The organism is Streptomyces sp. NPDC107528 (assembly GCF_055639295.1).
In genome coordinates, this window is sequence record NZ_JBVKAV010000024.1 from 41,987 (window position 1) to 64,931 (window position 22,945).

Consider the following 22,945-nt stretch of genomic DNA (forward strand, 5'->3'; position numbering starts at 1 on the left):
GAAGATCACTGGCTATATTTCACGCTTCGGAGGCGGACTGTACATCCTGAGTTCGCGTTGCCTGGTTTCGATCCGAGTACCCCCTGCGGCTCGCGCTTGCGCACTTCATACATATGACCGGGAGACCCCCGGCGGATACGAGGATCGAGAGTCACGTGTACATTCCCACTAGGTTGCGCCAGACGAAGGCCCCCTTGGTCGTGATGGCGGCTGTGATGCTGGCTGTGAGCGCGTGCGGTGGTGCCGATGCCGGCTCGAACGGTGGCGGTGACGGCGAGCAGCTGTCGGGGTCGGTGAAGGTGGACGGCTCCAGCACGGTGGCTCCGCTGACCACGGCGGCGGCCGAGTTGTTCGCCGAGGAGCAGCCGAAGGTCCGGGTGACCGTGGGCACGTCCGGCACCGGTGGTGGCTTCGAGAAGTTCTGCAACGGCGAGACCGACATCTCCGACGCATCCCGTCCGATCAAGGACGAGGAGAAGGCGGCCTGTGACAAGAAGGGCATCGCCTACGAGGAGTTCCAGGTCGCCAATGACGCGCTGACTGTCGTGGTGAACAAGGACGCCAACTGGGTGGACTGCCTGACGGTCGAGCAGCTGAAGAAGACCTGGGAGCCCGGGTCCAAGGTCAACAACTGGAACCAGATCGACCCTGAGTTCCCGGACGAGCCGCTGAAGTTGTTCGGCGCGGGCACCGACTCGGGCACCTTCGATTACTTCACCGACGCGATCAACGGCGAGGAGGGTGCTTCCCGCACCGATTACTCGCCGAGCGAGGACGACAACGTCACCGTGCAGGGCGTCGCCGGCTCCAAGGGCGGTCTGGGCTACTTCGGTTACTCCTACTTCGAGGAGAACACCGACAAGCTCAAGGCCCTGAAGGTCGACGGCGGCCAGGGCTGTGTGGCGCCCGGTGCCAAGGCCGCGCAGAGCGGCGAGTACACCCCGCTGTCGCGACCGCTGTTCGTCTACCCGAGCGCCTCGGCACTCAAGAAGGACGAGGTGCTGGCGTTCGTCGAGTACTACGTCGAGAGCCATAAGCCGATCGCGGAGGACGCGAAGTTCATCCCGCTCAACTCCGAGCAGGAGACCGAGCTCAAGGCCGATTTCGACAAGCTCAAGGAATCGGCGAAGTGACCTCGCCCATCCTGAAGGCATCCGCAGGGGCCGGGCCCAGCGGCCCCCGGTCCCTGCGGCGGGCACGGCCGCGCTATGGGGAACAACTCATCCAGGCCTTGCTTCTGGTGGCTGCCCTGGTGTCCGTCGCCACCACCGCCGGCATCGTGATCTCCCTGATCCCGCCCACCGCCGAGTTCTTCGAGAGGGTCAGCCTCACCGAGTTCCTCGGCGGCACGGACTGGACGGCGCTATTCAGCAGCCCTAAGTACGGTGTGCTGCCGCTGCTGAGCGCCACCATGCTGATCACCGTGATCGCGCTGCTCGTCGCCGTCCCCCTGGGGCTGGGAGCCGCCATCTATCTGAGCGAGTACGCCAACCGCCGCGTACGCAAGGCGCTCAAGCCCACCCTGGAGGTGCTGGCCGGCGTACCGACGGTCGTCTATGGCTTCTTCGCGCTCAGCTTCGTCACCCCGCTCCTGCGGGACTGGTGGCCGGGCGGCACGGGGCCGGACTTCCAGAACGCGCTGGCCGCGGGCCTGGTCATGGGCGTCATGATCATCCCAACGATCGCCTCACTGTCCGAGGACGCCATGTCCGCCGTACCGATGTCGCTGCGCGACGGGGCGTACGCGCTCGGCTCGGGCAAGCGCGTAGTGTCCGTGCGAGTCGTCGTCCCCGCCGCGCTCTCCGGCATCGTCGCCGCCTGCGTCCTGGGCATCTCCCGGGCCATCGGCGAGACGATGATCGTGGCGATCGCGTCCGGCAACCAGACCGTGCTCAGCTGGGACCCGCTCGACGCCATGCAGACCATGACCGGCTTCATCGCACAGGCCGGTTCCGGGGATGTCCCGGTGCAGTCCTTCGAGTACAAGACCATCTTCGCCGTCGGCGCTTTGCTGTTCGCCATCACCTTCGTGATGAACATCATCAGCATCCGCCTGGTGCGCAAATACCGGGAGGTCTACGAATGACCGTCATCCGGGTCACCGAACCACCCGCCCCGGCGGCGCCCCGCAAGCTGGCCGGTCCTCGGTTCCGGCCGGGCGAGACCGCCTTCCGCGTGCTGCTGCTGTGCTGCCTGGGCGTGGGGATCATCTTCCTCGGCGTTCTCATCACTTACGTCCTGGTCGAGGCGTGGCCTCGCCTGGACTCCCGACTGTGGCAGAACTTCCCCTCCATCCGCCGCCCCGAGCAGGCAGGCGCCCAGTCCGCCATCTTCGGCACGATCTGGGTGATCTCCTTCACCGCCCTGTTCTGCCTGCCCACCGGCATCATGGCGGCGATCTACCTGGAGGAGTACGCCGACTCCGACCGCTGGTACAACCGGCTGATCGAACTGAACATCCAGAACCTGGCCGCCGTGCCCTCGATCATCTACGGCATTCTCGGCCTCGGCCTGCTGGCCCGCCAACTGGCCCTGGGCACCACGGTGCTGACGGCCTCCCTGACCCTGTCGCTGCTGGTCCTACCGGTGGTCATCATCGCTTCTCGCGAGGCAATCAGAGCCGTCCCGCAGTCGATCCGGCAGGCCTCCCTCGCGCTCGGCGCAACCCAGTGGCAGACGATCTGGCGCCAGGTACTTCCGGCCGCGATCCCCGGCATCGCCACCGGGGCGATCCTCGCCCTGTCCCGGGCGATCGGCGAGGCCGCACCGCTGCTGCTGCTCGGCGCGGTGACCTACGTGGCATTCAATCCAGAGGGCCTGGAGAGCGCATACACCGTGCTACCCATCCAGATCTTCGGCTGGATCAGCCAGTCCCGCGAGGAGTTCCACCACCTGGCCGCCGCCGGGATCGTCATCCTCCTCGCCATCCTCCTTCTCATGAACGCGGCCGCGATCTGGCTGCGCAACCGCTTCAGCAAGCCTTGGTGACCGCCATGACTGACAAGTCCACTTCCAGGCAGCCCAATATGACTCCTGAAATCGCCCCAGATGCGGAGCCGGAGGGGCAGGCGCTGTCGATGGCGATCGGCGACCGCCGGCGCAACCGCCGCGGACCCTCCCTCGACGACCCGGTGTTCCACGTTTCCGACCTCGACGTCTGGTACGGCGACCACCAAGCCGTACGCGATGTGACGATGACCATCGGACGCCGCCAGATCACCGCGATGATCGGCCCTTCCGGCTGCGGCAAGTCCACCGTGATCCGCTGCTTCAACCGCATGAATGACCTGATCCCCGGCGCCCGAGTCACCGGCAAGGTCGCCTATCACGGCGAGGACCTCTACGACCCCGAGGTCGACGCCATCGAGGTGCGCCGCCGAATCGGCATGGTCTTCCAGAAACCGAACCCGTTTCCCAAGTCGATCTACGACAACATCGCCTACGGGCCTCGGGTCAACGGCGCGAAGGGCAACCTGGACGACCTGGTCGAGGAGGCTCTGACCGGGGCCGCGCTGTGGGACGAGGTCAAGGACAAGCTCAAGGCGAGCGCTCTGGCCCTCTCCGGCGGCCAGCAGCAGCGGCTGTGTATCGCCCGCGCCATCGCGGTCAGGCCGGACGTGATCCTGATGGATGAGCCGTGTTCGGCGCTCGACCCGATTGCCACCGCCCGTATCGAGGACCTGATGGCGGGACTGGCGAGCGAGTACACCATCGTCATCGTCACCCACAACATGCAGCAGGCGGCCCGTATCTCCGACTACACCGCCTTCTTCACCGCTGACGTCGACGACAAGGGCATACGGCACGGGCGGCTCGTCGAGTACGACACCACCGAGAAGATCTTCGAAAACCCGGCCGACCAACGCACCGAGGACTACATCACCGGCCGCTTCGGCTGACGAAGCCGTCGCAGCCTCGTGCGTTCCTCGTCATCAATGAGGGTGGCGTGCATGACCGCGTCGGTGATGATCTTCTCGTGGTCACGCATTGCGATCAGGCCCGTCGCTTCGAACTCGTCGATCTCTGCATCCATGTGCTCACCAAGGCCGAGGCGCCGGGCGTGCTGCCGGCGATGGGGGGCTTGGGAAACCTGGCGGCCGGGCCGCGGGCAGGGATCACTGTTTGGCGGTCTGCTGAACGCGCCGGCCCGCGAACGGTTTGAGGGCGCCGTGTTGTTCTGGGAGGAGGTGCAGAGCAGGTCTCGCGTCGTGCTCGTTGCCCCGGCCTGTCCGATCGTCCTGACCGTACTGCCGTTGCCGAGCGCGATCGACCGAAGAAGATGGCCTACGGGCCACAAGACCGAGCACCCGCTACGGTGCCGTGCGCGGAGCGTCTTGCTCTCGGCACGGGCGCGCTCCAACACGCGCCGCACACGCGTGACCGGCCTGCATCCGAGACGTTTCGTGCCTGGCACGGCCGGTCCTGGATCTTCATTCGAGACCCGGACTTCCGCGCCGAGGCCCGGCGTGTCCAGGTCGTGGCATCGCGGTTGACCCGCGGGACGCTGGGCGTCGCGCCGGGGGTGAAGTGTGGATCGGATACCAGATAGCCGCCCCCATCGTGTTCGCCGCGCTGCTGGTCGCCGCTGCCGCCCCTACTCGGGATGAACTCGGAAGAGCGAGACAGCCAACCCGCCCCCGTCTCGCTCCAACTGAGGCACTTCAGGTCAGCCACTCGCGCTGCCTCACCTTCAGCGAGACCGGACAGTCGGGGCCCAGAAGGCAGTACAGCTGCGAGTTTGGTGGATCGGTGGTGGAGCGCTCGCCGGGGCGCACCGTCAGTTCATCGGCCTTGCCGAGGCCTTGGCGCAGAGGTACGGATATGCGAGCAGCAGGCCGGTGCCGGCCATAGCGATGCCGAAGTAGACCGGCGCGAGGTGGATGAAGTTCGTGTAGTGGATCGCGCCGTGCACCACGACAGTCGGCAGGAAGCCGACCGCCGCCGCAGCGGTCAGGGTCCAGAACACCCAGGCCTCACCGCGCCGCCAGCCCCACGCGCTGAGCAGAATGATGGCCACCGCGGCGGCCATCAGGGCGCCGCCGAAGCCCGCGCGGTCGTGGGCGATGAAGGGCACAAGCCGGGGACTGACGGTTTCCAGCGTCTGCGGGCTGGTCCCCAGGAAGGCCAGGTCGGTCGGCACGAAGACACCGGTCAGACCGACCACCGAGATCACCGCTCCGCCGACGAACAGCCCCGCTCCCGTGACGATCAGCAGCAGCTGGCCGACCAGCGCCCGTCGGCGCTCCGGCTCCGGGCCCTCGGGTGCAAGGCGCCACTGCGGTGCGTGCGGGGTCCGGCGGACCGCGGCCACGAACATCGGGAACAGCACGATGGTGGTGGCCGTGTGCAGGGGTTCCACGAAGCCGGTGGCCAGGAAGTAGAACAGGGTGGGGAAGGCGATCGCCCCCGACAGTAGATACACCTCGCGGGCCCAGGGCCAGCCGCGTCTGATCCCGCCTACGGCGAGGCCGGTGTAGAGGGCGCCGATCGCTACCATCGTGCCGGCCATGGTGATCCGGTCGTGCTGGAGGAAGTGCACGAGGTGGTGGTTGGCAGCATGCAGTTCGTGCAGCGTCATGCCGAGGTAGTCGCGGTCGTACCAGAGCAGCACCGGCCCGAGCGTGATCGCCGCGGCGCCCAGTCCGGCGCCTGTCATGCCGAGCCCGACGAGCAGCGCCCACCACCAGGCGGGCCAGCGGCGGGGATCGCGGCCGACGTCCCGTAGTGCTGGGGCGGGCGCGGTGGGCGTGGCTGCCTCGGTGACCCGTGCGAACCAGCCGGGTCCGGCCGCGACGAGCACCCCGGGCCGGGCGAGCACGACGGTGCCTGGCTCCTCAAGCGCGGCGGCCGCGGCGGTGACCGACGGGTCGGACACGTTGACCACGTGCGGGTCATCGCTGCTGGTGAACCCGTCGACATGGGGTTTGAGGGCGGCCTCGGCGTCCGGGTCGCAGGCGCGGACAACCACCGGGATCGAGCGGTCGGCAGCGGCCTCGCGTACGGTCTCCGCGTCGGCCGCCGAGACGGGCGCCACCTCGACGACACCGGCCCCGAGCGGGGGCATGGCGCGTACCGCTTCGCGGGCGAGCGAGGGCGGGACGGATATGCCGAGGCGGAGGGTCAGGGGCACGCCGGCGATCTCGCCGGCGAGCCGCTTGGGCGGATGGCGGTGGCCGAACCCTCGGGCGATCAGCCGCGCGCCGGCGGGACGGGAGCCGATCGAGGCCAGCAGCCGCAGCGCGGTGCGCTGCGAACGGCGCTGGCCGAGGACCGCAGCGGCCAGGCCGCGCAGCGGGTGATACGTCCAGTCCGGCATCAGTGGCTCTCGCTCTCCGTCGAGGTCACCGGGTCACCCGGCGCCGTCCAGCTGAGCACCGGCGTCATGGAACGCAGCGTCGCCCGCGTCGGCGTCAGCCGGGCGGCCGTGTCGCGCAGCAGCACCGCCGGCGGCCACGACAGCTGGCCGACTGCGCCGAGCCGTGCGGAGCGGCGTGTGATGGCCTGGGTCCGCGGGCGGCGCAGCAGGTCGTACGAGCGCAGCGCGGCGGCCACGTCCGGGGTGGCGCCGAGGCAGTGGGCGAGGGTTACCGCGTCCTCCAGTGCCTGGCACGCGCCCTGGCCCAGATTAGGGGTCATGGCGTGGGCCGCGTCGCCCAGCAGCGCGACCCGGCCGCGGACGAAGGAGGGCAGCGGCGGCAGGTCGTGCAGGTCGTGCCGGAGCACCGCGCCCGCGGGGACGGCGGCCAGCAGGGCGGGGATGGGATCCGGCCAGGACTCGAACCGGCGCAGCAGTTCGGCGTACTCGGACGAGCCGGAGGCTGCTCCCTCCGGCAATGACGCGGTCGCGAAGCAGTACATGCGCCCGCCCGGCAGCGCCGTGTAGCCGAATCTCGCCCCGCGGCCCCAGGTCGCCGCGCCCTCGGAGGGCGGCTTGGCGAGAGGCTCGGTGACCATGCGCCAGGCGGTGTAACCGGCGTACCGGGGACCGGCCGCGCCGGACCACAGGGCGCGACGGACCGCACTGCTCAGCCCGTCGGCGCCGACCACGAGATCGGGACGGGACTCACCCCTGCGGTGAACGACGACCAAACGGTCGCCGTCGTCGCGGACCGCGGACACTTCGCTGCCGGACCGCAGACTGTCGGCGGGCAGCGCCTCGATGAGCGCCCGCAACAGGTCCGCGCGGTGCAAGACCACCAAGGGGTGGCCGAAGCGGCGTGTCAGCTCCGCGTTGTCCGTACGGGACAGCCAGCGGCCCCGGCGGTCGCGTACGCCGCCTGTGGCCTCGACGGCGCCGAGTGCCCGGACGGCGCCGGCCAGGCCGAGCACCTCAAGTGCGTGCAGCGCGTTCGGCCACAGGGAGATGCCGGCGCCGATCTCAGTGAACTCCTCGGCCCGTTCCAGCACCTCGACGCGCCAGCCCCGGCGATGCAGGGCGACGGCCGCCGCGAGACCGCCGATCCCGCCGCCGACGATGGCCACGGCGCGCTGCGGCATAGGTCCTCACTCTGGGTTCGGGGGGCGTCGTGCCCGGTCATGTGGCCGTCGATCCGGTGCCCCTGCGGCATGCGACGCGACGCAGGTCCGGCTGAGCAGCGCCTCATGGCAACATCTTGACAGACGCCTGTCAACGTGCCGAAAGGCGAGCCGGCCGCCACCGTCGCGCTGTCTGTCTCATGCACTTCCTTGGCGGTGGCGTGGAGGGGTGGGGCTGCAGGCGGGCGGGGGTATGTGGGGTCCGTCGGAAGTGTAGTCACCGATGCGGAGCATGTTCTCGCGCCGGTTGGGGCTGAGCACCGCCGATCGCTCGCATTCACGGTCCAGCCCTCGCGGGCCATCTGACACCGGATCCTGGTCATGTCGATGGTGGTGGGAAGATCAAGCTCGCCGCGGCAAGGTCGAGGAACTGCACCGCCTTGTCCTGGAGTTACTGGTCGCGGCTGTTCAGCCAGCTGGCGTTGCCGAATTGAGGCCGACCGCTCCTGGGGACGGCCCCGGTAGCCGGATGCGTGACCGCCCTCGAGGGCGCGGGCACGACTGCACAGTCAGGTGGTCAAGTCATCTGCGTACGGACTGCGATCCGTGCGCAGCGACCTGCCTGCGGGAGGCTGCAGTCCGTGATGCACACCGATTGCGCAGCCGGGGGCAGGTGGTTGCTGGGGGGAGGGGCGGGCCAGGCCCTGATGCGGGCGTGCCTCATTTCGGCACGGAGACTTCTGAGGGTCCAGGGCTTGAGCCGGGCACTCGCCGCTTTGCGAATGCCTCCGCCGTTTCAGCCCGCTTGAAGGTTGCAGACGATCATCGGCGGCGGTAAGAGTTCGACCTCGTTAGCGAAGAAGGCTGCGTCAGACATGAGTCATGCTGGCGGGTTTACGGCGCACTCGCGGTCATGATTGACCAACGAAGGAGTGTGTCGGTGGAATCGACGGGACTATGTACAGCATTTGCGCTCACGCATGACGTTGGTGCTCGGGACAAGGGGATTTTAGCCATGTTCGTTGGACGATCAGCCGCAGCGGCCGTAGTCCTCGCGATCGCTTTGACGGCATGCGGAACCCAGCAGGCTGGGAATGCTGCGCCGTCGACATCCCCGCGGTTTACCTCCGAGCCCCGACCGGCGTGCGCTCAGCCTGTCGAGAGGTCCACGAAGAGGCCCGCTTCCTCCGCTCGCCGCGCGGACAGCAGCCACCAGGAGGAGAACAACGTCGGTCAGCCTCCCAACTACGCTGACAATCACGCCTACCGCATGCAGGCGCCGATGAGCGAGGAGGCCCGCGCTCAGGGGGAGGCGTCCGCCAAGCTCATTGTGGCGGAGCTCGAGAAGGTTCGGCAGGAGGGAGGTTCCGGTCAGTACGGCCGCTTCGATGACGAGCGCGTCGAGGCGGCACTGAAGAGCCTCGGCTGCGGCCAGGAGCACGGCGTATACGTCGGCAACGGGTTCTACAGCGTGTACACGGGTGTCGCTTGCGTGTCTGGGCGCGTGACGAAGAGCGAGCTGACCAGCGAGGTGCACGGCGTCTACGCTGAACCGCAGCCCGGCACAGGGCCCTGCGTCGAGAACAGCGGAGGCCACTGACTGGCGGGGCCCCGCCCTCGCTTTTAGCGTCAGCCCGAGTGCACCCCCTGTTGGAAAAAGCTCCGAATGCAGCGTCTTGGGAAGCGGCGCTGGGCGGACGTGACCAGCATGAGAGATTTGCGCCGTTCGCGGGGGTGGTGTGGCGACTCGGCCGTGGATTGTGGACGATGCACTCCGGGCAGCGAGGCACGCACCCGTGGTTGGTTTTCTGCTGCGGCCGGTGCCGCCGCTGTGAAGGATCCGGCTCCGATGGGCGGCGAGGTGGACGAGGGAGTAGTTATCGACGTTGGGGCTTCAGCCATGACAGCCCCCGGGCGGGCAAGAGTCAGTGGAGGGGACGCCAGTGCTTCAGCGCGTCGTCCAGCAAAGGAGTCTGGGGGTCGTCCCAGACCAGGCAGCCCCACACCAGGCCGGGCACATCTGGGCCCATGACCTCGGCCGGCCCTTCGGTGAGTGTGCGGTGCACGGCATCGAAGTAGGCGGCGATCGATGGATAGCTGGGGTTGTCGCAGGCCACGTTGTCCGGCAGCGACCAGCTGCCGACGCCGTCCGCGCCCACGTAGTGTCCGGACTCCGGGCCTGTCTGGTCGCCGGTCAGCCAAGGAACTACCGCGGCGCCCCACGTGTCGCTGCGGCCGATCTCGGGCAGCCGCGGGAACAGCGCATCCGCCGGGCCGAGCAAAATCCCGCCGGGCAAGAACGCCCCTGAGCCGACTTCGCCCTCTTCATTGGCCTCGATGTACTGGTGTTCCACACCGCCGCACAGCCGCCAGAGATCGCCCAGGTCGGCGGGGAGAGAGAAGTTGAGGTGATGCCTCAGCTGGGCGTCGGCAGCTTCAATGGTCTGCTCCGGGGCGGGCGGCAGCAGGGAGGCGTATGAGACTGGGGCGTTCGCCTTCAGCCAGTCCGTGAGGCAGCGCCACGCCTTCGCTGTATTCGATTGATCGCTCATCCCGCCAACCTACTGAGTCCATCGGGCGGGGCTGACGGTTGGCGGAGCCCAAGGCCCGGTTCGCGTGAAACGAGTGGGCTGACGGTATGGAACGCCCGTACGCCTCCACGCCCAGGACTGCCGGCCGCACTGCCTCGGGGAGTCCGGAGTGCTGCCGTGCAGGCAGCCGAAGTTCGACGGTGGTCAGGCAAGGCGGCTCATGGTCGGGCCGACCATGAGCCCGAACCATGGCAACCCGGCTGCTGTTGGGGGATCGTGACCGGTGGTCGGGGCTGGTGGGCGACCTGTTGGTGGGGTCGGCGGCCGCCGTGTCCGCTTGGTGCCGGGGGCACGGTGGTAAGCGGGTTCCGGTCGGGGATCCGCCGGGGCGTGATGGAGGCCGCGAGGACGCGGATCACCAGCAACAGGCCGTCGCGTCCCGAGCGGTCCCAAAGTTCTTCCGGCGCATGGCCGCCACAGAGGATGGCGACCTGAACCCCGAGCCTCATCACAAGGCTGCGGCGCTGTTGTGCGAGCTGGCGAGAAACCCGAGCTTGGAAGTACGGAACCTCCTTATTGCGGCCACAGTGACCGCGGCGTACCTATCGGCATGCGGCCTGCCGGTGAGCCCTGGCCTGGACACAGTCCTCCCGCTCGCACGCGCCGCCCGGGAAGGGCTCCCCGTGCGTGAGGGCGCCGCGCGGATCAAAACTTGGACAAGCTGATCCTTGGGCGGGTGAGATCGCTCGGCGCTGTTCCGGGCTGGGGTCGGCGATGGACCGCCACGGACCGACGCAGATTCCCGGGTCGTGAAGCGAAGGCCTGTGCTGGACCACCCGGTCCACCGTCTTCGCCACACTGCGTGGACTGCCCGAAGTCCCCGCAAAGCACCTCGCCACCAGGCACGGACCAGCCGATCACCACAATCCGCACGACGCCCGAGATGTGGCCACCTGGAAGCAGCGCGCCACCGCCGGGGCGCAGTTGCCGTTGACTCCGCTGCATAAGCAGGTAGGCCGCCAGTACTGGATAGAGCAGAGCTGTCCGCGCTGCCACGCAGGTCAGGGCAAGCCCCGCGTTCTCGCTGAGGGCACCGGTGTCGGCAAGGTTCGCCGCTTCCCTCACGACGAACGGGTACAGCCGATCCTGGACGAACGGAAAGCCCGGCAGCAGGCAAGGTCGTCTCGCGCCCGTGGCGCGTGTATGAGGTGACATGCCCGGACTGCGACCAGGGCCCGGATCTGCGTTGCAAGAGCCCCGGCGGCCCACATCGTGCACGGGTCGAGAGGGCGAAGGAGTACACCCGCCTGCGGAAGCTCGTCTGAGGCAGGGTGGCGCGCACCTCGATCTCCAGGCGCAGATCACCGGACCGGTGTTCGTCCAGGGCCCGCACTTGCGTACTGGTGAGTATGTAGCGCAGCTCCGGGCGCTCGACGGAGGCCGGACGGAAAGCCACGGTGGCCGAGCAGGCGCCAAGCATGCTCCTCTGGCCGTTCCCGAACGGTGCCCACAGGACGGTGTCCAGGATCAGCACACACCCAGCCTCCTCGGCCGCTGAAGTTTCACCTCCAGTTGCAGACGCAGGCTGTGCGCGCCGAACTCCTTGAAGAGCATCAGGCTGTTGTCCCGGTGGGCGATGGCCATGGTCCCGACGGGCGCGTCAAAACGCAGTTCGTCCATCGTGCGGCGCCTTCCTGGTGGTTCGTGTGCTGCGCCGATTGTGGGGCCTATGCCCGGCAGGGTGCCCGGCATTTAGGTATCCAGCTCTCCGTTCTGTTCCGATCCGGGCCAACCAGCTCCACGACCAAAGAGGTTGGAGCTCGAAGCTCCGTCCGGTGGAGACGTTCTGGATCATCACGGCGGCGGTCCTGTGGGGCGCCGGCACAGGCCTGCTCATACCGCGTGCCGCGTACCGGCTTTCGGTGCCGCCCGATGAACCGTGGCGGACAGCGTGTCCTGGCGGACACACCTTTGGCGGTGCCGGGCACGGATGGATCGGGCGGGCCCGCTGCGCCGGCGGGGACACATTCGGTCCTTGCACACTCGCCGTCGTCGTCGCCGTTTCCGCGGTCTGCGCGGCGCTGGCGGCCGCCGTCGGGACTCGCCCCGAGCTGGTGGTCTGGCTGCTGCTCACCCCCGCCAGCGTGCTACTCGCTGCGATCGACCTTGTGGCGCACCGGCTACCCGACGTACTCACCCTGCGCTCGCTGCGGCGGCGCTCGTGCTGCTCTGTGGTACCGCGTCGGACTCTGTCCTCCTCGGAAGGTGCCAGCACGGAGTGATGACCACTTTTCGTTGACGAACCGGGCTGGAGTGCCTCCGGGACGCTACAAGCCGCTGCGCATCGTGGGAGTGTGAGAGCTGTTCAGTTGTGAGGCTTGATTGGGGGAGTGGGACGTGGCTGCGGGGACTGGCGAGAGGCCCCAGCTGACCCGAGCGCATCGGGTTCTTATCGGAGTGGTCGTGTTCGGTGCCGTGGTCATCGCCGGCATCGGCTTCGCCGGCTCGTACGCGGCCGTCCGTGAGCTGGCTGTCAAGAAGGGGTTCGGGGACTTCTCCTTTGTCTTCCCCATTGGTATCGACGCGGGCATCTGTGTCCTGCTCGCCCTTGACCTGCTGCTCACCTGGATCCGCATCCCGTTCCCCCTGCTACGTCAGACTGCCTGGTTGCTGACGGCGGCCACGATCGCGTTCAACGGTGCGGCGGCCTGGCCGGACCCGCTCGGTGTCGGCATGCACGCCGTCATCCCGGTCCTGTTCGTGGTCGCTGTCGAGGCGGCCCGGCATGCCATCGGCCGGATCGCGGACATCACCGCCGACAAGCACATGGAGGGTGTACGCCTCACCCGCTGGCTCCTCTCGCCCGGTCCCACATTCCTGTTGTGGCGGCGAATGAAGCTCTGGGAGCTGCGCTCCTACGAGCAAGTCATCAAGCTGGAGCAGGGGCGCCTGGTCTACCAGGCAAGTCTGCGCTCCCGCTTCGGCCGGGCATGGCGGCGCAAGGCCCCGGTCGAGGCGCTGATGCCGCTGCGGCTGGCCCGATACGGTGTCCCGCTCGCCGAGACAGCGGCCGCCGGTCTTGCTGCCGCCGGAATCGACAAGCCACCGGTTCAGTTCAGCGTGGAGCAAGCCCCAATCCCGGCCCGAGCGAATGACTTCACCCTTGAGCCAGTGGCAGATCACGGGGAAGGCGTCGAGCTGGACACTTCAGAGACGAATCCGGCCCAGGTGTCTCTCTCCACCTCCGCCCCCGGGCCGGACCCGTTCCGGGAGTCGACCGAGGAGGCTGCCGAGCGGTGCGCTGGGGCCTACCAGGCGTTTCTCAGCCAGGGTTCGGCGGTCAGTCTGCAGTCTGTAGTGGTCTGCCGTCCCGGCGGATGCCTTTCTCGCTGCGGATGCGGGCACGTTCTCGGCGTTGTGCGGTGAGTACGTCGGGGTGGCGGGCGTTGGCATTGTGCCAGCGCAGGTAGCGGTGCAGGGCCCGGGTCTGCACGGTGTGGTTCGGATGGTTGGAGTCGGCCGGGGTGAACTGTGCAGGACCACGTCAACCGGCAGTGCCCCGGCACCACTTACAGCAACGTCCTGCCGAACGCGCAGGGCGTCATCATCGGCGAGCAGCGAAACGTCACCCAGAACAACACCGCCGGCATCGACCCGAGCGCGTTCCTCCATCTGGCCGGTTACGTCGGCCGGATCAGCAACACCCTGGGCATGCCCGAGACGGACCGCGTGGAACTGGAGCGTGTCGCCCAGGAGCTCCATGCCGAAGCGACGTCGCCGACCCCGGAGCCGGGCCGGATGAGGCAGTTCGCGACCCAGGTCAAGGACATGCTGGTGGGTGCCGGAGCGACGGCGGCGGCTCAGGTCGGCATTCAGATGGCTGAGCAGGCTCTGGGCACTCTCGTGCAGAACGCCTTGGGCCTCAGCATGGGGAGTTCCTGGAGATCAGTCATGGTGTCCGGGCTCGATGAGCAGGCCGGGGTGCCTGGTGACGCCGGCCTCCCTTCCCGACCCGCAGCAGCGCTGCCAAGTTCTCGGGGCGGGCAGGGACCCCGCTGCTTGTCCGGCTGGCGGCCTCGCCCAGGGGGGAGGCCGTGACCGTCGGCGCGGACGACGACGTGGACGAGATCCTGCGCACGATGACGGAGCACAAGGTACGTCGGCTGCCGGTGATCGACGGGCACGACCTGGTCGGTATGGTCGCGCAGGCCGACGTCGCTCGCTCGCTGCCCGATCCTGAGGTCGGCGACCTCCTGGAGGCCCTGTCGAGCGACTGGGCCGCCCTGCGGGCCGTGGCGCCCTTGGTTCCTCGGCGCGGCCTGGCCAGGGTGCGGGCGGGATCACCGTCTCTGTTCAACTGCGTGATCCCTGCCGAGCGTGGGCGAGTTCCTCCCGACCGTGCGCGTGCGACCTGAGGGCGCCACGAAGGTCGCAAGGACTGGGCGGCTGCTGGTTCACCCGGAGCGTTCAGGGGTCGTTTCGGGCGTAAATTCCTTTAATGCGGGGCACTTAGGGATCTGCTCGGCGCTGCCGGTGTGCAGCGTTGGCGTGCGAAGGCATGCGCGCAACGTGGCCTTGTGGTGGCGCCGACCGGTATGCGGGCTGCCACGGGTCATAGAAGCCGTGCACTTGAAGACGCTGCGTACACGCTCTGCGTGATGACCGGACTGTCTGATCAGCTTTCCACGCCGGTGGCGCCATGGGCCGCTCCCACCGGCTTCGACTCGGGGGGAGCCGCGTTGCCGCAGATAGACAGACAGCACGGCCATCGACGCGACGGCGAGCAGTTCGGACTGCCAGTTCTGCAGCGTCCGGTTCCAGAAATCGGCCGCGCCTAGGTAGTCGGCCCAGGTGAGCGGCGCTTGCAACTCCCGTAGCCGCTGCTCGTTGTAGGCGGCCACGCCGGTGATCGACTGGACCAGCCAGGACAGCAGAAAGATCGCCCCCATGACGAGCAGCAGTGAGTGCGAGTACACCGCTTGCCGCCATCCGCCCACCCCGGCCCACTTGGGCGAGCTCTCCTTGGCGTACGTGCCGACCATTTGCGCCTCGTCGGACTCGGTGCCGCCCTTGTGCAGTTCCTTCGACTCGGGGGAGCCGCGTTGCAGCAGCCAGACGGTGACGCCGATGTAGAGGAAGAACTGCAGGTACTCCGACTGCCAGTTCTCGGACACATCGACGGCGAAGTCGGAGGTGGTGACGTATTCACCGAACGAGATCTGTTGGAGCTGGGCCGTTGCCATCTGATTGTTGAAGTCGGCGTGGCCCGCGATCGCCTGTCCGGCCAGCGCGAGCACGAACGTGCCGACGAAGAACAGCCCGAGCCCGTTGTCGCGAACGAAGCCGCGCGGGCCCCGGTGCCTGGGCGGGCCGGTCCGGGAGGAGTGTTCGGTCATCGGTGCATCAGCCCCAGGGCCGCCAGATAGACGAGACCGACCGTGATGATCCCGAGGACGACTGTGAACATGACCCGCACGTCTCACCCGCCCTTGGTCTGGCACTGGTAGGGCTCCTGCGGCCGCTGTTCGCAGCCGAGGGCCACGATCTTCCAGCCTGAGGTGAAGTGGGAGAGGAACAGGGTGTCGGCGGTGAGTACCGCCCGCGCCTGATTGCCGTACACGTCAGTTCGCCTCACGGCACCGCCCGGCGTCGGCGTTTGCTCCCGCAGCGCTTGCGGACACGAGCTGCCTGACGACTGCTCCAGCTCCTCGACGGTGCCCGGCGCGAGTAGGGCGCACGCGCGCTCGTATGCCTGGGCGCCCAGGGCCGCCTGGAATACGGCCGCGGTGTTGCGTACGTCGTCCTGCCGTTCCGTCAGTGTGCCGCAGCCGCCGAGGCCACCGATGGTGAGCAGGGCGCACATGGCCACACCGCACGCTCTCCGGGCCATCGGGCCACCTCCCCCTGCAGTACAGCGCAATCCGGCGGGGGCCAGCGTGTACGACGCTCCGGCGTTCCCTCACGCGGCCGACCGATCGGGAGTCTCCTCCTGCCGGCCTGGTGCTGCACAGACGGCGTGCAAAATCAACTGCGCTGCCCGTGGCGGGCGGTGGGCAGGAGGAGCCTGCGCATCCGTCCTGCCCGGGACGGCTGGCGGACCTAGCCAGGCAGGGCGGCTAGTGCTGTGACCGAGAAGGTTCGCCGGTGTTGGCCGTGTTGTCCTCAATCGCCGGGCGGCTGGAAAAACCCAGCCTGTCCGGCGGTTGAACCCCACTCAGGTCTTCCCCCAGCGGGTCCTCCCTCCGCCGCAACGGCGGAGACGGTCCGCGGTTGCGGACGACGCACGGCTGCTGTGTCCGCGGCCAGCATGTAGATCATGACCACAGCAACCGCTCAAATCCCCGCCGCGCCTGTCTGGGTCCGCCGCGCCGCCCACGCCATCGCCCTGTGTGCCGTCCCGTCTGGCCTGTGGCGCGTTGTCATGGCATCCGGTGTCCATGTCGGTTACAGCGACCAGGTCCTGCGGGACGTCTTCGCCATTCCGGGCTGGGGCGTCGCGTACGTCGTCGGCCTGTCCGTCTTCACCGAGCTGGCCGCCCTGTTCCCGCTGCTCCTCGTCAGTGACCGGTGGCGGCCCCTGCGCCCCCGGATCCTCGCCGCGCTGGCCTGGACCGCCTCGGCCGTCTTGGTCCTGGTGGCACTGTGGCAACTCGTGGTCGCGTTCACCGTCGAGAGCCAGACGTACATGTCGAGCGGTACGGCACAGACCGTCTGGGGCTTCACCTTCGCCCCGTTGTTCGCCATCCCGGTCTTGATGACCGTGGTGACCTGGTCGTATGCGAAGCGGCACTGGGCACGGGGCCAGGCCGTCATCCCCACCACGTGCTTGATGTCGGCTGCTCCCTCACCACCTCCCGGCCGGGAGGTGCCGGTAGCTGAAGAACCGTTGATCGTTTCCAGTCACCGGGTTCGGCGGTCAGTCTGCAGTCTGTAGTGGTCTGCCGTCCCGGCGGATGCCTTTCTCGCTGCGGATGCGGGCACGTTCTCGGCGTTGTGCGGTGAGTACGCCGGGGTGGCGGGCGTTGGCATTGTGCCAGCGCAGGTAGCGGTGCAGGGCCCGGGTCTGCACGGTGTGGTTCGGATGGTTGGAGTCGGCCGGGGTGAACTGCTGCAGCGGGCCGAGGTGGGCCTCGATCGGGTTGGCCCGGGAGGCGTAGGTCGGGGTGAAGCACAGCGAAGCACAGCTCGACCTTGTTCGGCGGATGTCCGCGCTGGTGTGGGCGGAGAGGTTGTCCACAATGATGTAGATCGGGGCGCCGCCGGGCCGGGCGGTTCGGATCGACTTCAGTGCGGCCAGGCTGTTGGCAGTGCCCTTGCGACTTCAGTGGGGTCAGGCTGGGCAGTGCCCTTGCGACCGCGGTTGACGCCCCGCAGGGTGTCCTCGCCGACGGAGTAGCAGCCGTGGAAGTAGGCGACTTCGTGGGTGCGACGGTAGGTCGCCGGGAGCCGGTCGGGCTTGCCCTGCTTGGCCCAACAGGAGCCTGCGGTGGGCCGGATCCCCAGCGGCCCGAACTCGTCGAAAAGCGAAGACCCGGTCCGGGAAGCTTCCAGCACCTGCTCAATTTTGGTCGAGCCTGGCATCACGCTCGGGGTCGGGGGATTCCTTCCACGTCTTGGTGCGCTGGAAGGTGACGCCGCGGCGCAGGAGCAGACACCGTAAGGCTTCACGGCCGATACGGATGACGCGGCCATGCACGCAGCGCAGGTGGACGGCGAGTTTGCGGATCGACCAGCGGGTGGAGGGCTGGCCGAGCTTGGTGGGGCGGGTGGTGGCCGTCTGCATGACGAAGTCCTCGTCATCAGGGGTGAGCAGGCGGGGACGGACTCCCGCCCATCGAGGGTCCAGGCAGGTCAGACCGATCTCGTTGAACCGGTGGATCACCTCTCGCACCGTGTCCTCGTCGGCCTGGACCAGCTGGGCGATCACCGGAACGCGGTTCCCGCCGGCGGACGCCAGCAGCATCATCGCCCGGCGACAGCGCACCGAGCTGGTACTGCCCCGGCGCACGATCTGCTGCAGCTTCTGCCCTTCCTGATCGGTCAGTCCGCGCACCCGCACAGGCTCGGCCACCACCTCCAGCGGTCGGAACAGACGTTGCCTCCCATCCAACCGCCCCAACCGCCGAACCGGCGCGATGCGTCGTACACCGCCGGCCGTGCCGGCCTGGCCTGGGCAGCGGTGGGCGCCCACTGCCGGGCGGCCCCTTCACCGCCCACATGGTGCAGCACCTGATCGTCGGCATGACGACCCCGCTGCTGCTCGTCCTCGCCCGTCCTCTGCCCCCGGTCCTGCGTGCGCCGGCCCCCGGTGCCGGGCGCAAAGGGCTACTGGCCCTGGCACACTCCGGCGGGGCGCCCTGGCTCCTCTTCCCGCCGCTGGCGGCCCTGCTCGATGTCGGAGGGCTGTGGCTGCCGTACCGCACTGGGCTGTCCGCCACTGTGCAGCATCTGCCGTGGCTGCACCCAATGATCCATACCCACGTCCTGGCCGCCGGGCTGCTGTTCCCTTCGCCGTCTGCCAGCTCCACCCGGTGCACCGCCACTGGAGCCTGGCGGTGCGCGGGACAACCTTGCTGGCCGCCGGCGCCGCGCACACCGTACTCGCCAAGACCATCTATGCGGCCGAGCCTCCCGGCACCGCCTTCACCGCCGCCGACCTGCACACCGCAGCCCAAGTCATGTACTACGGCGGCGATCTGGTCGAGACCGCGCTGGCCTTCGTCCTGGCCAGCTCCTGGTACGCGGCTACCGGCCGTGCCCACATGCGGCGGCACCGGGCGGACCTGCACTTGAGGCAGCAGGCTGTGCCCCGGGCGCCAGCCGGGCCCTGACACCCTCCGCCCCGGCCTGGTGAGGAGCAGGGAGGCCTGCGCCTGGAGGTTGCCGGCGGCTCTTGGTGTTCGACAGGACCAGTGAAGGTCTCACCCCCTGTGCAGAGCAGATGGAAGACGGCACCGAGGTCAAGCTGGAGGATTGTATGAACGGCTCGGGTCGCTGTTCGGGGTCGATTACCTGACCGTCGAACACGCGGAAACCTATGTTGGCTGGACTAGACATTGGACGGTGGCGTAGCTACGATTTCTCTCGTAGCCCAGAGATCCAGCAGGGCCCGGCAGAGATGAACTGCCGGGCAGCAGTACGCGTAGTTGCAGTGCGTAGGACGGTGCGGTGGTGGAGTTTCGAAGCCAGGCTTAGGCAGGACGGCGACGGGACTGACGACCGGATCGGGTGGCCCGCAGTGGTCAGGGGCCGCCGTGAGCAGTACCGCAGTAGCAGTTCACGAGTGCAGTTCGCAGTACCCAGCAGTGAAGTCAGTGAGCAGTACCTCGGTGAAGGCGTTTGCTGCGGACGCGCGCACCGGGAAGGTTGGCAGTGGGGTTCTGAGCCAGAGCAGACGCAGGACAGGCGACGGGGCTCGCTGCCGAAGGCTGACGCTTAGTCAGGTCACCGCAGTTCGCTTCACCAGTAGTACCAAGCAGTACGCAGTCCCCGTTCGTAAATGTTGATCACCGAGGGAAGAACGGAGGAGCGCGCCATCAGGATCGCCCGGGCGGAATCGCTGAGCCCGGGTACCGCAGGACATCGATAGTGAGGTGGTCTCCGGTCAGGCAACCGCGATCCCCGCGCCCCCGACAGCATCCCGGTCGGGCTAGCGGAAACAGAAGGCCGGCGCAGTACCAGGGCCGGCAGATGGTGTAGCAGTTCCTTCGGGGCCCTGGTGCCATATGGCACCAGGGCCCCTCAACGCGTTCCACAGAGAGGTGCAATGACAGCAGACGACTCGTACGGCCGTCTCGATGACGACGACTACCCCGCCTACACCATGGGCCGGGCCGCCGAACTACTCAACACCACGCCCAACTTCCTCCGCGCCCTCGGTGACGCCCGACTCATCACCCCGCTGCGCTCCGCAGGCGGCCACCGCCGCTACTCCCGCTACCAACTGCGCATCGCCGCCCGTGCCCGCGAACTCGTCGACCAGGGCACCCCGATCGAGGCCGCCTGCCGCATCGTGATCCTCGAAGACCAGCTCGAAGAAGCCCAGCGCCTCAACGCCGAATACCGCCGCGCCGCCGACTCGACGACCGTGGCCGGAGACAGCTGAGACCTGCACCCCCCCAGGACCTCGCGAGTGCGTCCCGCGCATGCTGCCCAGGACGCACACCGCTATCGAGCAGGACGGCGGAGGGCCGGACGTGTTCGCGCACTACCCCGAGATCAAGGGCAGTGGGTACCGCGAGCTGACTGAGGGGGAGCATGTGACCTTCGAGATCGGACAGGGTCAGAAGGGGCCGCAGGCGCAGAACATCGTTCGGGGCTGAGCGAAAAGGGGTCCGTGCTGTGTGCCTCACCGGCACGGACCCCCGCGTGCAGGCTCGGAAAAGCGACCGCCCCAGCGCGCCCAGTGGAGTCCGAGTTGGGCGAGTTGCTGGAGTCGCTCGGTGGTGAGTTTGGCGCGTCTGGTCTTGGTGTTGGACAGGAAGACTCCGAGCTTGACCTTGGTGCCGTCTGGTAACTCTTCGATGTGGCTCCTGGGGACGGTCACGGAGCCTTCGCGGGTTTTGTATTGGGCGAGGGCCGTGATGCCTCGCTCGAAGGCGCTCAGAGCCTTTTGGGACGCCTTTGCGGGTTCCTCCGGCTTCGGGGCCAGGGGCGTGACGCCTAGTTGTTCCAGGCGTTCGTGTTGTCCGTCTGTCAGGGCTTCCCAGACTTTCGGGGTTCGCTGTCGGGCCAGCCATTTGCCGATGTCCATGCCGTGAACCGTGACGCCGGGCAGGACCTCCGCCGTGCCGGCTCGGCCTTCCTCGCCGGCTACGAGTTCGCGTAGTCCGGTGTAGTGGCGTTGCCAGTCGGCCGGCCACTGGGGGTTCCAGTCCGCGTCGACGGTCTCCAGTGCCGTCTTCCACTCGGGGTGCCCGTCCAGGGCTCCGGGACGGCGGAGGTTGGACAGCCACTGTCCGATCGGCCTCTCCAGCGCTGTGGCGGTGCGGGGCGCGCACAGGGTCCAGTGCTGGTCGTAGTAGGTCTTGGCGGCCTCCAGGTTCTCCTGGAAGCGTTCATCGGCCATGGACCACACCATGCCCAGCTTTTCCAGCCGCCGGGCGCGCAGGCCGCTCATCTGCCCCGCCCCGTAGGTCCTTCGTTGCTCAGCGACCCACTGCCCAAGGGGAGTTGCGCCCTCGCGGTGTCCGTAAGGCACCCTCGCGTTCCCGACTCGCTCCACGTACGTCTTCAGCTTGGCCCAGCCGCGGGCCCAGTCCTGGCGTTCGGTGTCGATCACGTTGAAGGACACCCAGTCCGCGACCATCACTGGGTCCCGGGGGGCGGCGAAACGGAGCAGCAGACGGGATTCTTCCTCGCCTTCCCCGGGCGGCGGCCCGATGTATGCGGAGGGCTGGGTAACGTCCTTCTGCGGCTCCTGCGGAATCGCGAGAAGCTTGATCGCTTCTTCATCGTGAGCGCGCAGACCTTCCAAGACCTTCCCCGAGGTGAACATGTCCTCCGGCTGTTCTCCGGGTTGGAGGAATACCGGCACGATCAAAGAAGCCAACTTCCCCTGTCCCGGCTTCTGGCGCAGTGCGCGGCCGATGGCCTGGACGATGTCGTGCGGGGCACTCTTGGGGTCCAGCAGGGCCACAGAGTCCACGGCGCGGATGTCGACGCCCTCACCCAGGACACGGCAGTTTGAGAGCACGGACCTTCTCATCGTCCATGCTCGCCGCCATCTCCCGCGGCAGCGGATCACGCACCCCCTCCGCCACCTCGCGGTTCAGCCGCTCCTCCCAGATCCGCGGCGTCGCCGTCAGATACAGCCGACGGTGCGCCGGGATCACGCTCTGATCGTGAACATCCGCCCACGCCTTACCCATCGACCCCGAAGTCCGGTGCGCCTCATCAACCACCGCCAGATCCACCGGCGCCAACTGCTGCCCGTAAACACCCTCAAAAGCCTCCGCCAGGACACCCAAAGACGCGTAAGTGGCGTAGACGGTCACAGGCCCCTGCCCGTGCCACAGCGCCAACTGCACCGGATTCGTCGTGGAGCGCACCCTCATGCTCCACAGCTCCGGGTCATCCTGGAGCGAACACACCGCAACCGCCGGCCCCTTATGCCCGACCTCGCGCCACGCCCTCACCGTCTGCGCCAGCAGATCCAGCGTCGGCACCAACACGAGCACACGCCCCCTGGGCACAAGCCGCCTCGCCGACGCGGCAGCCATGATGGTCTTCCCCGTCCCACACGCGGCGTGCACCTGCCCGCGAAGACCATTCCAGGGAATCCCACCCGGCGGAACATCGAAACCGCGCACAATGGCGGCAACGGCCTCGATCTGGTGATCACGCAGCTTCACGGACATGCCCCGTGTTCTCCTTCTCAAAGAATGCAGCGCGTAATAACAAATGGAATCCAGGAGCAAGGGTGCGCGGCGGTAGAGGTGTAGCATCTGATCCCAGACTCTACACAGCCACAGCTAATGATGCATCACTCGCACACGAACCTCGCTCCCATAGGTAGCACATGACTCAATCCCACCCATGAACACCCGGTTGCTCTATATACTGGCAGGGCGTTGGCGAACATGCCGAGACCCTCGGCAATGAGGGAAAGGGCTCAGGGTGGAGCGCAGCGGAACCCGTCACTACAACGAGGCGGGCCGGCACCCCGTCAGTCCGACGATCCGTCACATCTATTGCAGGAGTAGTGTCTGGGAATCCCAAACCCTATACAAGCCCGCACACGATGCACCCCCCTTACTGCCAGCCTCAGACTCCCGCGCTTGCGCGGGAGTCACTCAATTCGCGCAAGCGCGAATTGAGTTGCGCTTGAAATTCCGCTTGCGAAATTTCAATTCCCTCGCTTGCGAGGGAATCTGGCGGAGCGTCAGCGGAGCCGATCTCTATGCAGCGGCTTGCCGCTGCATTACCCGCTCCGCGGG

Annotated in this window: 18 protein-coding genes and 5 pseudogenes; 11 read left to right on the forward strand and 12 right to left on the reverse strand. The window is 67.9% G+C overall.

Annotation, left to right across the window (positions count from 1 at the left end; translation table 11 throughout):
* Window positions 1-173: 173 nt before the first annotated feature.
* From ACZ7L5_RS44200 to pstB, 4 genes are all read left to right on the forward strand, one after another.
* A complete protein-coding gene (locus ACZ7L5_RS44200) occupies window positions 174-1,133 on the forward strand; it encodes a PstS family phosphate ABC transporter substrate-binding protein (RefSeq protein WP_471524672.1) in 960 nt (319 codons plus the stop codon).
* Entirely contained in the window at window positions 1,130-2,086 is a 957-nt protein-coding gene (gene pstC / locus ACZ7L5_RS44205; RefSeq protein WP_471524674.1) for a phosphate ABC transporter permease subunit PstC, read from the forward strand. The genes ACZ7L5_RS44200 and pstC overlap by 4 nt, the downstream gene beginning before the upstream one ends.
* Window positions 2,083-2,988 (forward strand): phosphate ABC transporter permease PstA, encoded by a 906-nt coding sequence (gene pstA / locus ACZ7L5_RS44210; protein ID WP_471524676.1) that lies wholly within the window; start codon window positions 2,083-2,085, stop codon window positions 2,986-2,988. Before pstC ends, pstA begins: the two co-directional genes overlap by 4 nt.
* 89 nt (window positions 2,989-3,077) lie before the next feature.
* The gene (pstB, locus tag ACZ7L5_RS44215) at window positions 3,078-3,899 is read left to right on the forward strand and encodes a phosphate ABC transporter ATP-binding protein PstB (RefSeq protein ID WP_471524710.1); all 822 of its coding nucleotides are present in this window, start codon (window positions 3,078-3,080) and stop codon (window positions 3,897-3,899) included.
* On the opposite strand, the gene ACZ7L5_RS44220 is transcribed toward pstB, so the two are convergent.
* The 3 genes from ACZ7L5_RS44220 to ACZ7L5_RS44230 all read right to left on the reverse strand — a co-directional run bounded on the left by ACZ7L5_RS44220 (window position 3,875) and on the right by ACZ7L5_RS44230 (window position 7,497).
* Window positions 3,875-4,033: a hypothetical protein gene (locus tag ACZ7L5_RS44220; protein ID WP_471524678.1), complete on the reverse strand. Its 159-nt coding sequence runs from the start codon at window positions 4,031-4,033 to the stop codon at window positions 3,875-3,877. The genes pstB and ACZ7L5_RS44220 overlap by 25 nt on opposite strands.
* A 744-nt stretch (window positions 4,034-4,777) precedes the next feature.
* A complete protein-coding gene (locus ACZ7L5_RS44225) occupies window positions 4,778-6,316 on the reverse strand; it encodes a hypothetical protein (protein ID WP_471524680.1) in 1,539 nt (512 codons plus the stop codon).
* Entirely contained in the window at window positions 6,316-7,497 is a 1,182-nt protein-coding gene (locus ACZ7L5_RS44230; protein WP_471524682.1) for an FAD-dependent monooxygenase, read from the reverse strand. Before ACZ7L5_RS44230 ends, ACZ7L5_RS44225 begins: the two co-directional genes overlap by 1 nt.
* Before the next feature lie 1,261 nt (window positions 7,498-8,758).
* On the opposite strand from ACZ7L5_RS44230, the gene ACZ7L5_RS44235 reads away from it, so the two are divergent.
* The gene (locus ACZ7L5_RS44235) at window positions 8,759-9,076 is read left to right on the forward strand and encodes a hypothetical protein (RefSeq protein WP_471524684.1); all 318 of its coding nucleotides are present in this window, start codon (window positions 8,759-8,761) and stop codon (window positions 9,074-9,076) included.
* A gap of 325 nt (window positions 9,077-9,401) precedes the next feature.
* Here the strand turns inward: ACZ7L5_RS44235 and ACZ7L5_RS44240 are convergent, their stop codons facing one another.
* Together ACZ7L5_RS44240 and ACZ7L5_RS44245 are read right to left on the reverse strand one after the other, a co-directional pair.
* Complete coding sequence (locus ACZ7L5_RS44240; RefSeq protein WP_471524686.1) at window positions 9,402-10,028, reverse strand: SMI1/KNR4 family protein; 627 nt, start codon at window positions 10,026-10,028, stop codon at window positions 9,402-9,404.
* Between the two features lie 1,506 nt (window positions 10,029-11,534).
* Window positions 11,535-11,687 carry a hypothetical protein gene (locus ACZ7L5_RS44245; RefSeq protein ID WP_471524687.1) on the reverse strand — a complete coding sequence of 51 codons (153 nt, stop codon included), beginning with the start codon at window positions 11,685-11,687 and terminating at the stop codon, window positions 11,535-11,537.
* A gap of 717 nt (window positions 11,688-12,404) precedes the next feature.
* Here ACZ7L5_RS44245 and ACZ7L5_RS44250 point away from each other — a divergent pair.
* Window positions 12,405-13,157: pseudogene (locus ACZ7L5_RS44250) on the forward strand (DUF2637 domain-containing protein); the annotation flags it as partial.
* A gap of 190 nt (window positions 13,158-13,347) precedes the next feature.
* Here ACZ7L5_RS44250 and ACZ7L5_RS44255 read toward each other — a convergent pair.
* Window positions 13,348-13,539, reverse strand: a pseudogene (locus tag ACZ7L5_RS44255) (IS630 family transposase); the annotation flags it as partial.
* A 495-nt stretch (window positions 13,540-14,034) separates the two neighbouring features.
* Here ACZ7L5_RS44255 and ACZ7L5_RS44260 point away from each other — a divergent pair.
* Window positions 14,035-14,281: pseudogene (locus ACZ7L5_RS44260) on the forward strand (CBS domain-containing protein); the annotation flags it as partial.
* A gap of 180 nt (window positions 14,282-14,461) precedes the next feature.
* Here ACZ7L5_RS44260 and ACZ7L5_RS44265 read toward each other — a convergent pair.
* A complete protein-coding gene (locus tag ACZ7L5_RS44265) occupies window positions 14,462-15,403 on the reverse strand; it encodes a DUF6766 family protein (protein ID WP_471524689.1) in 942 nt (313 codons plus the stop codon).
* Between the two features lie 83 nt (window positions 15,404-15,486).
* The gene (locus tag ACZ7L5_RS44270; RefSeq protein ID WP_471524691.1) at window positions 15,487-15,897 is read right to left on the reverse strand and encodes a hypothetical protein; all 411 of its coding nucleotides are present in this window, start codon (window positions 15,895-15,897) and stop codon (window positions 15,487-15,489) included.
* A 426-nt stretch (window positions 15,898-16,323) separates the two neighbouring features.
* Here ACZ7L5_RS44270 and ACZ7L5_RS44275 point away from each other — a divergent pair, with 426 nt between their 5' ends.
* Window positions 16,324-16,941, forward strand: coding sequence for a hypothetical protein (locus ACZ7L5_RS44275; protein WP_471524693.1), 618 nt, complete (start codon window positions 16,324-16,326; stop codon window positions 16,939-16,941).
* Here the strand turns inward: ACZ7L5_RS44275 and ACZ7L5_RS44280 are convergent.
* The 3 genes from ACZ7L5_RS44280 to ACZ7L5_RS44290 are packed head-to-tail and all read right to left on the reverse strand — an operon-like array spanning window position 16,924 to window position 18,060.
* On the reverse strand, window positions 16,924-17,244 hold the full coding sequence (locus ACZ7L5_RS44280) for a hypothetical protein (protein ID WP_471524694.1): 321 nt from the start codon (window positions 17,242-17,244) through the stop codon (window positions 16,924-16,926). The genes ACZ7L5_RS44275 and ACZ7L5_RS44280 overlap by 18 nt on opposite strands.
* Before the next feature lie 47 nt (window positions 17,245-17,291).
* Entirely contained in the window at window positions 17,292-17,561 is a 270-nt protein-coding gene (locus ACZ7L5_RS44285; RefSeq protein WP_471524696.1) for a hypothetical protein, read from the reverse strand.
* 4 nt (window positions 17,562-17,565) lie between these two features.
* Complete coding sequence (locus tag ACZ7L5_RS44290; protein ID WP_471524698.1) at window positions 17,566-18,060, reverse strand: helix-turn-helix domain-containing protein; 495 nt, start codon at window positions 18,058-18,060, stop codon at window positions 17,566-17,568.
* 188 nt (window positions 18,061-18,248) lie between these two features.
* Here ACZ7L5_RS44290 and ACZ7L5_RS44295 point away from each other — a divergent pair.
* From ACZ7L5_RS44295 to ACZ7L5_RS44305, 3 genes and pseudogenes are all read left to right on the forward strand, one after another.
* A pseudogene (locus tag ACZ7L5_RS44295) lies at window positions 18,249-18,838 on the forward strand (cytochrome c oxidase assembly protein).
* 935 nt (window positions 18,839-19,773) lie between these two features.
* Complete coding sequence (locus ACZ7L5_RS44300) at window positions 19,774-20,112, forward strand: MerR family transcriptional regulator (RefSeq protein WP_471524700.1); 339 nt, start codon at window positions 19,774-19,776, stop codon at window positions 20,110-20,112.
* A gap of 40 nt (window positions 20,113-20,152) precedes the next feature.
* Complete coding sequence (locus ACZ7L5_RS44305) at window positions 20,153-20,329, forward strand: cold shock domain-containing protein (protein WP_471524702.1); 177 nt, start codon at window positions 20,153-20,155, stop codon at window positions 20,327-20,329.
* Between the two features lie 26 nt (window positions 20,330-20,355).
* Here ACZ7L5_RS44305 and ACZ7L5_RS44310 read toward each other — a convergent pair.
* A pseudogene (locus ACZ7L5_RS44310) lies at window positions 20,356-22,366 on the reverse strand (helicase associated domain-containing protein).
* Window positions 22,367-22,945 lie beyond the last annotated feature (579 nt).

Excerpts from the sequence above, each read along its gene's own strand:
- ACZ7L5_RS44305 (WP_471524702.1), top strand. The coding sequence starts at position 20,153 with ATGCTGCCCAGGACGCACACCGCTATCGAGCAGGACGGCGGAGGGCCG.
- ACZ7L5_RS44240 (WP_471524686.1), bottom strand. The coding sequence starts at position 10,028 with ATGAGCGATCAATCGAATACAGCGAAGGCGTGGCGCTGCCTCACGGAC.
- ACZ7L5_RS44235 (WP_471524684.1), top strand. The coding sequence starts at position 8,759 with ATGAGCGAGGAGGCCCGCGCTCAGGGGGAGGCGTCCGCCAAGCTCATT.
- ACZ7L5_RS44265 (WP_471524689.1), bottom strand. The coding sequence starts at position 15,403 with ATGACCGAACACTCCTCCCGGACCGGCCCGCCCAGGCACCGGGGCCCG.
- ACZ7L5_RS44300 (WP_471524700.1), top strand. The coding sequence starts at position 19,774 with ATGACAGCAGACGACTCGTACGGCCGTCTCGATGACGACGACTACCCC.
- pstA (WP_471524676.1), top strand. The coding sequence starts at position 2,083 with ATGACCGTCATCCGGGTCACCGAACCACCCGCCCCGGCGGCGCCCCGC.
- ACZ7L5_RS44245 (WP_471524687.1), bottom strand. The coding sequence starts at position 11,687 with ATGGACGAACTGCGTTTTGACGCGCCCGTCGGGACCATGGCCATCGCC.
- ACZ7L5_RS44270 (WP_471524691.1), bottom strand. The coding sequence starts at position 15,897 with ATGGCCCGGAGAGCGTGCGGTGTGGCCATGTGCGCCCTGCTCACCATC.
- ACZ7L5_RS44275 (WP_471524693.1), top strand. The coding sequence starts at position 16,324 with ATGACCACAGCAACCGCTCAAATCCCCGCCGCGCCTGTCTGGGTCCGC.
- ACZ7L5_RS44225 (WP_471524680.1), bottom strand. The coding sequence starts at position 6,316 with ATGCCGGACTGGACGTATCACCCGCTGCGCGGCCTGGCCGCTGCGGTC.
- ACZ7L5_RS44230 (WP_471524682.1), bottom strand. The coding sequence starts at position 7,497 with ATGCCGCAGCGCGCCGTGGCCATCGTCGGCGGCGGGATCGGCGGTCTC.
- ACZ7L5_RS44220 (WP_471524678.1), bottom strand. The coding sequence starts at position 4,033 with ATGGATGCAGAGATCGACGAGTTCGAAGCGACGGGCCTGATCGCAATG.
- pstB (WP_471524710.1), top strand. The coding sequence starts at position 3,078 with ATGGCGATCGGCGACCGCCGGCGCAACCGCCGCGGACCCTCCCTCGAC.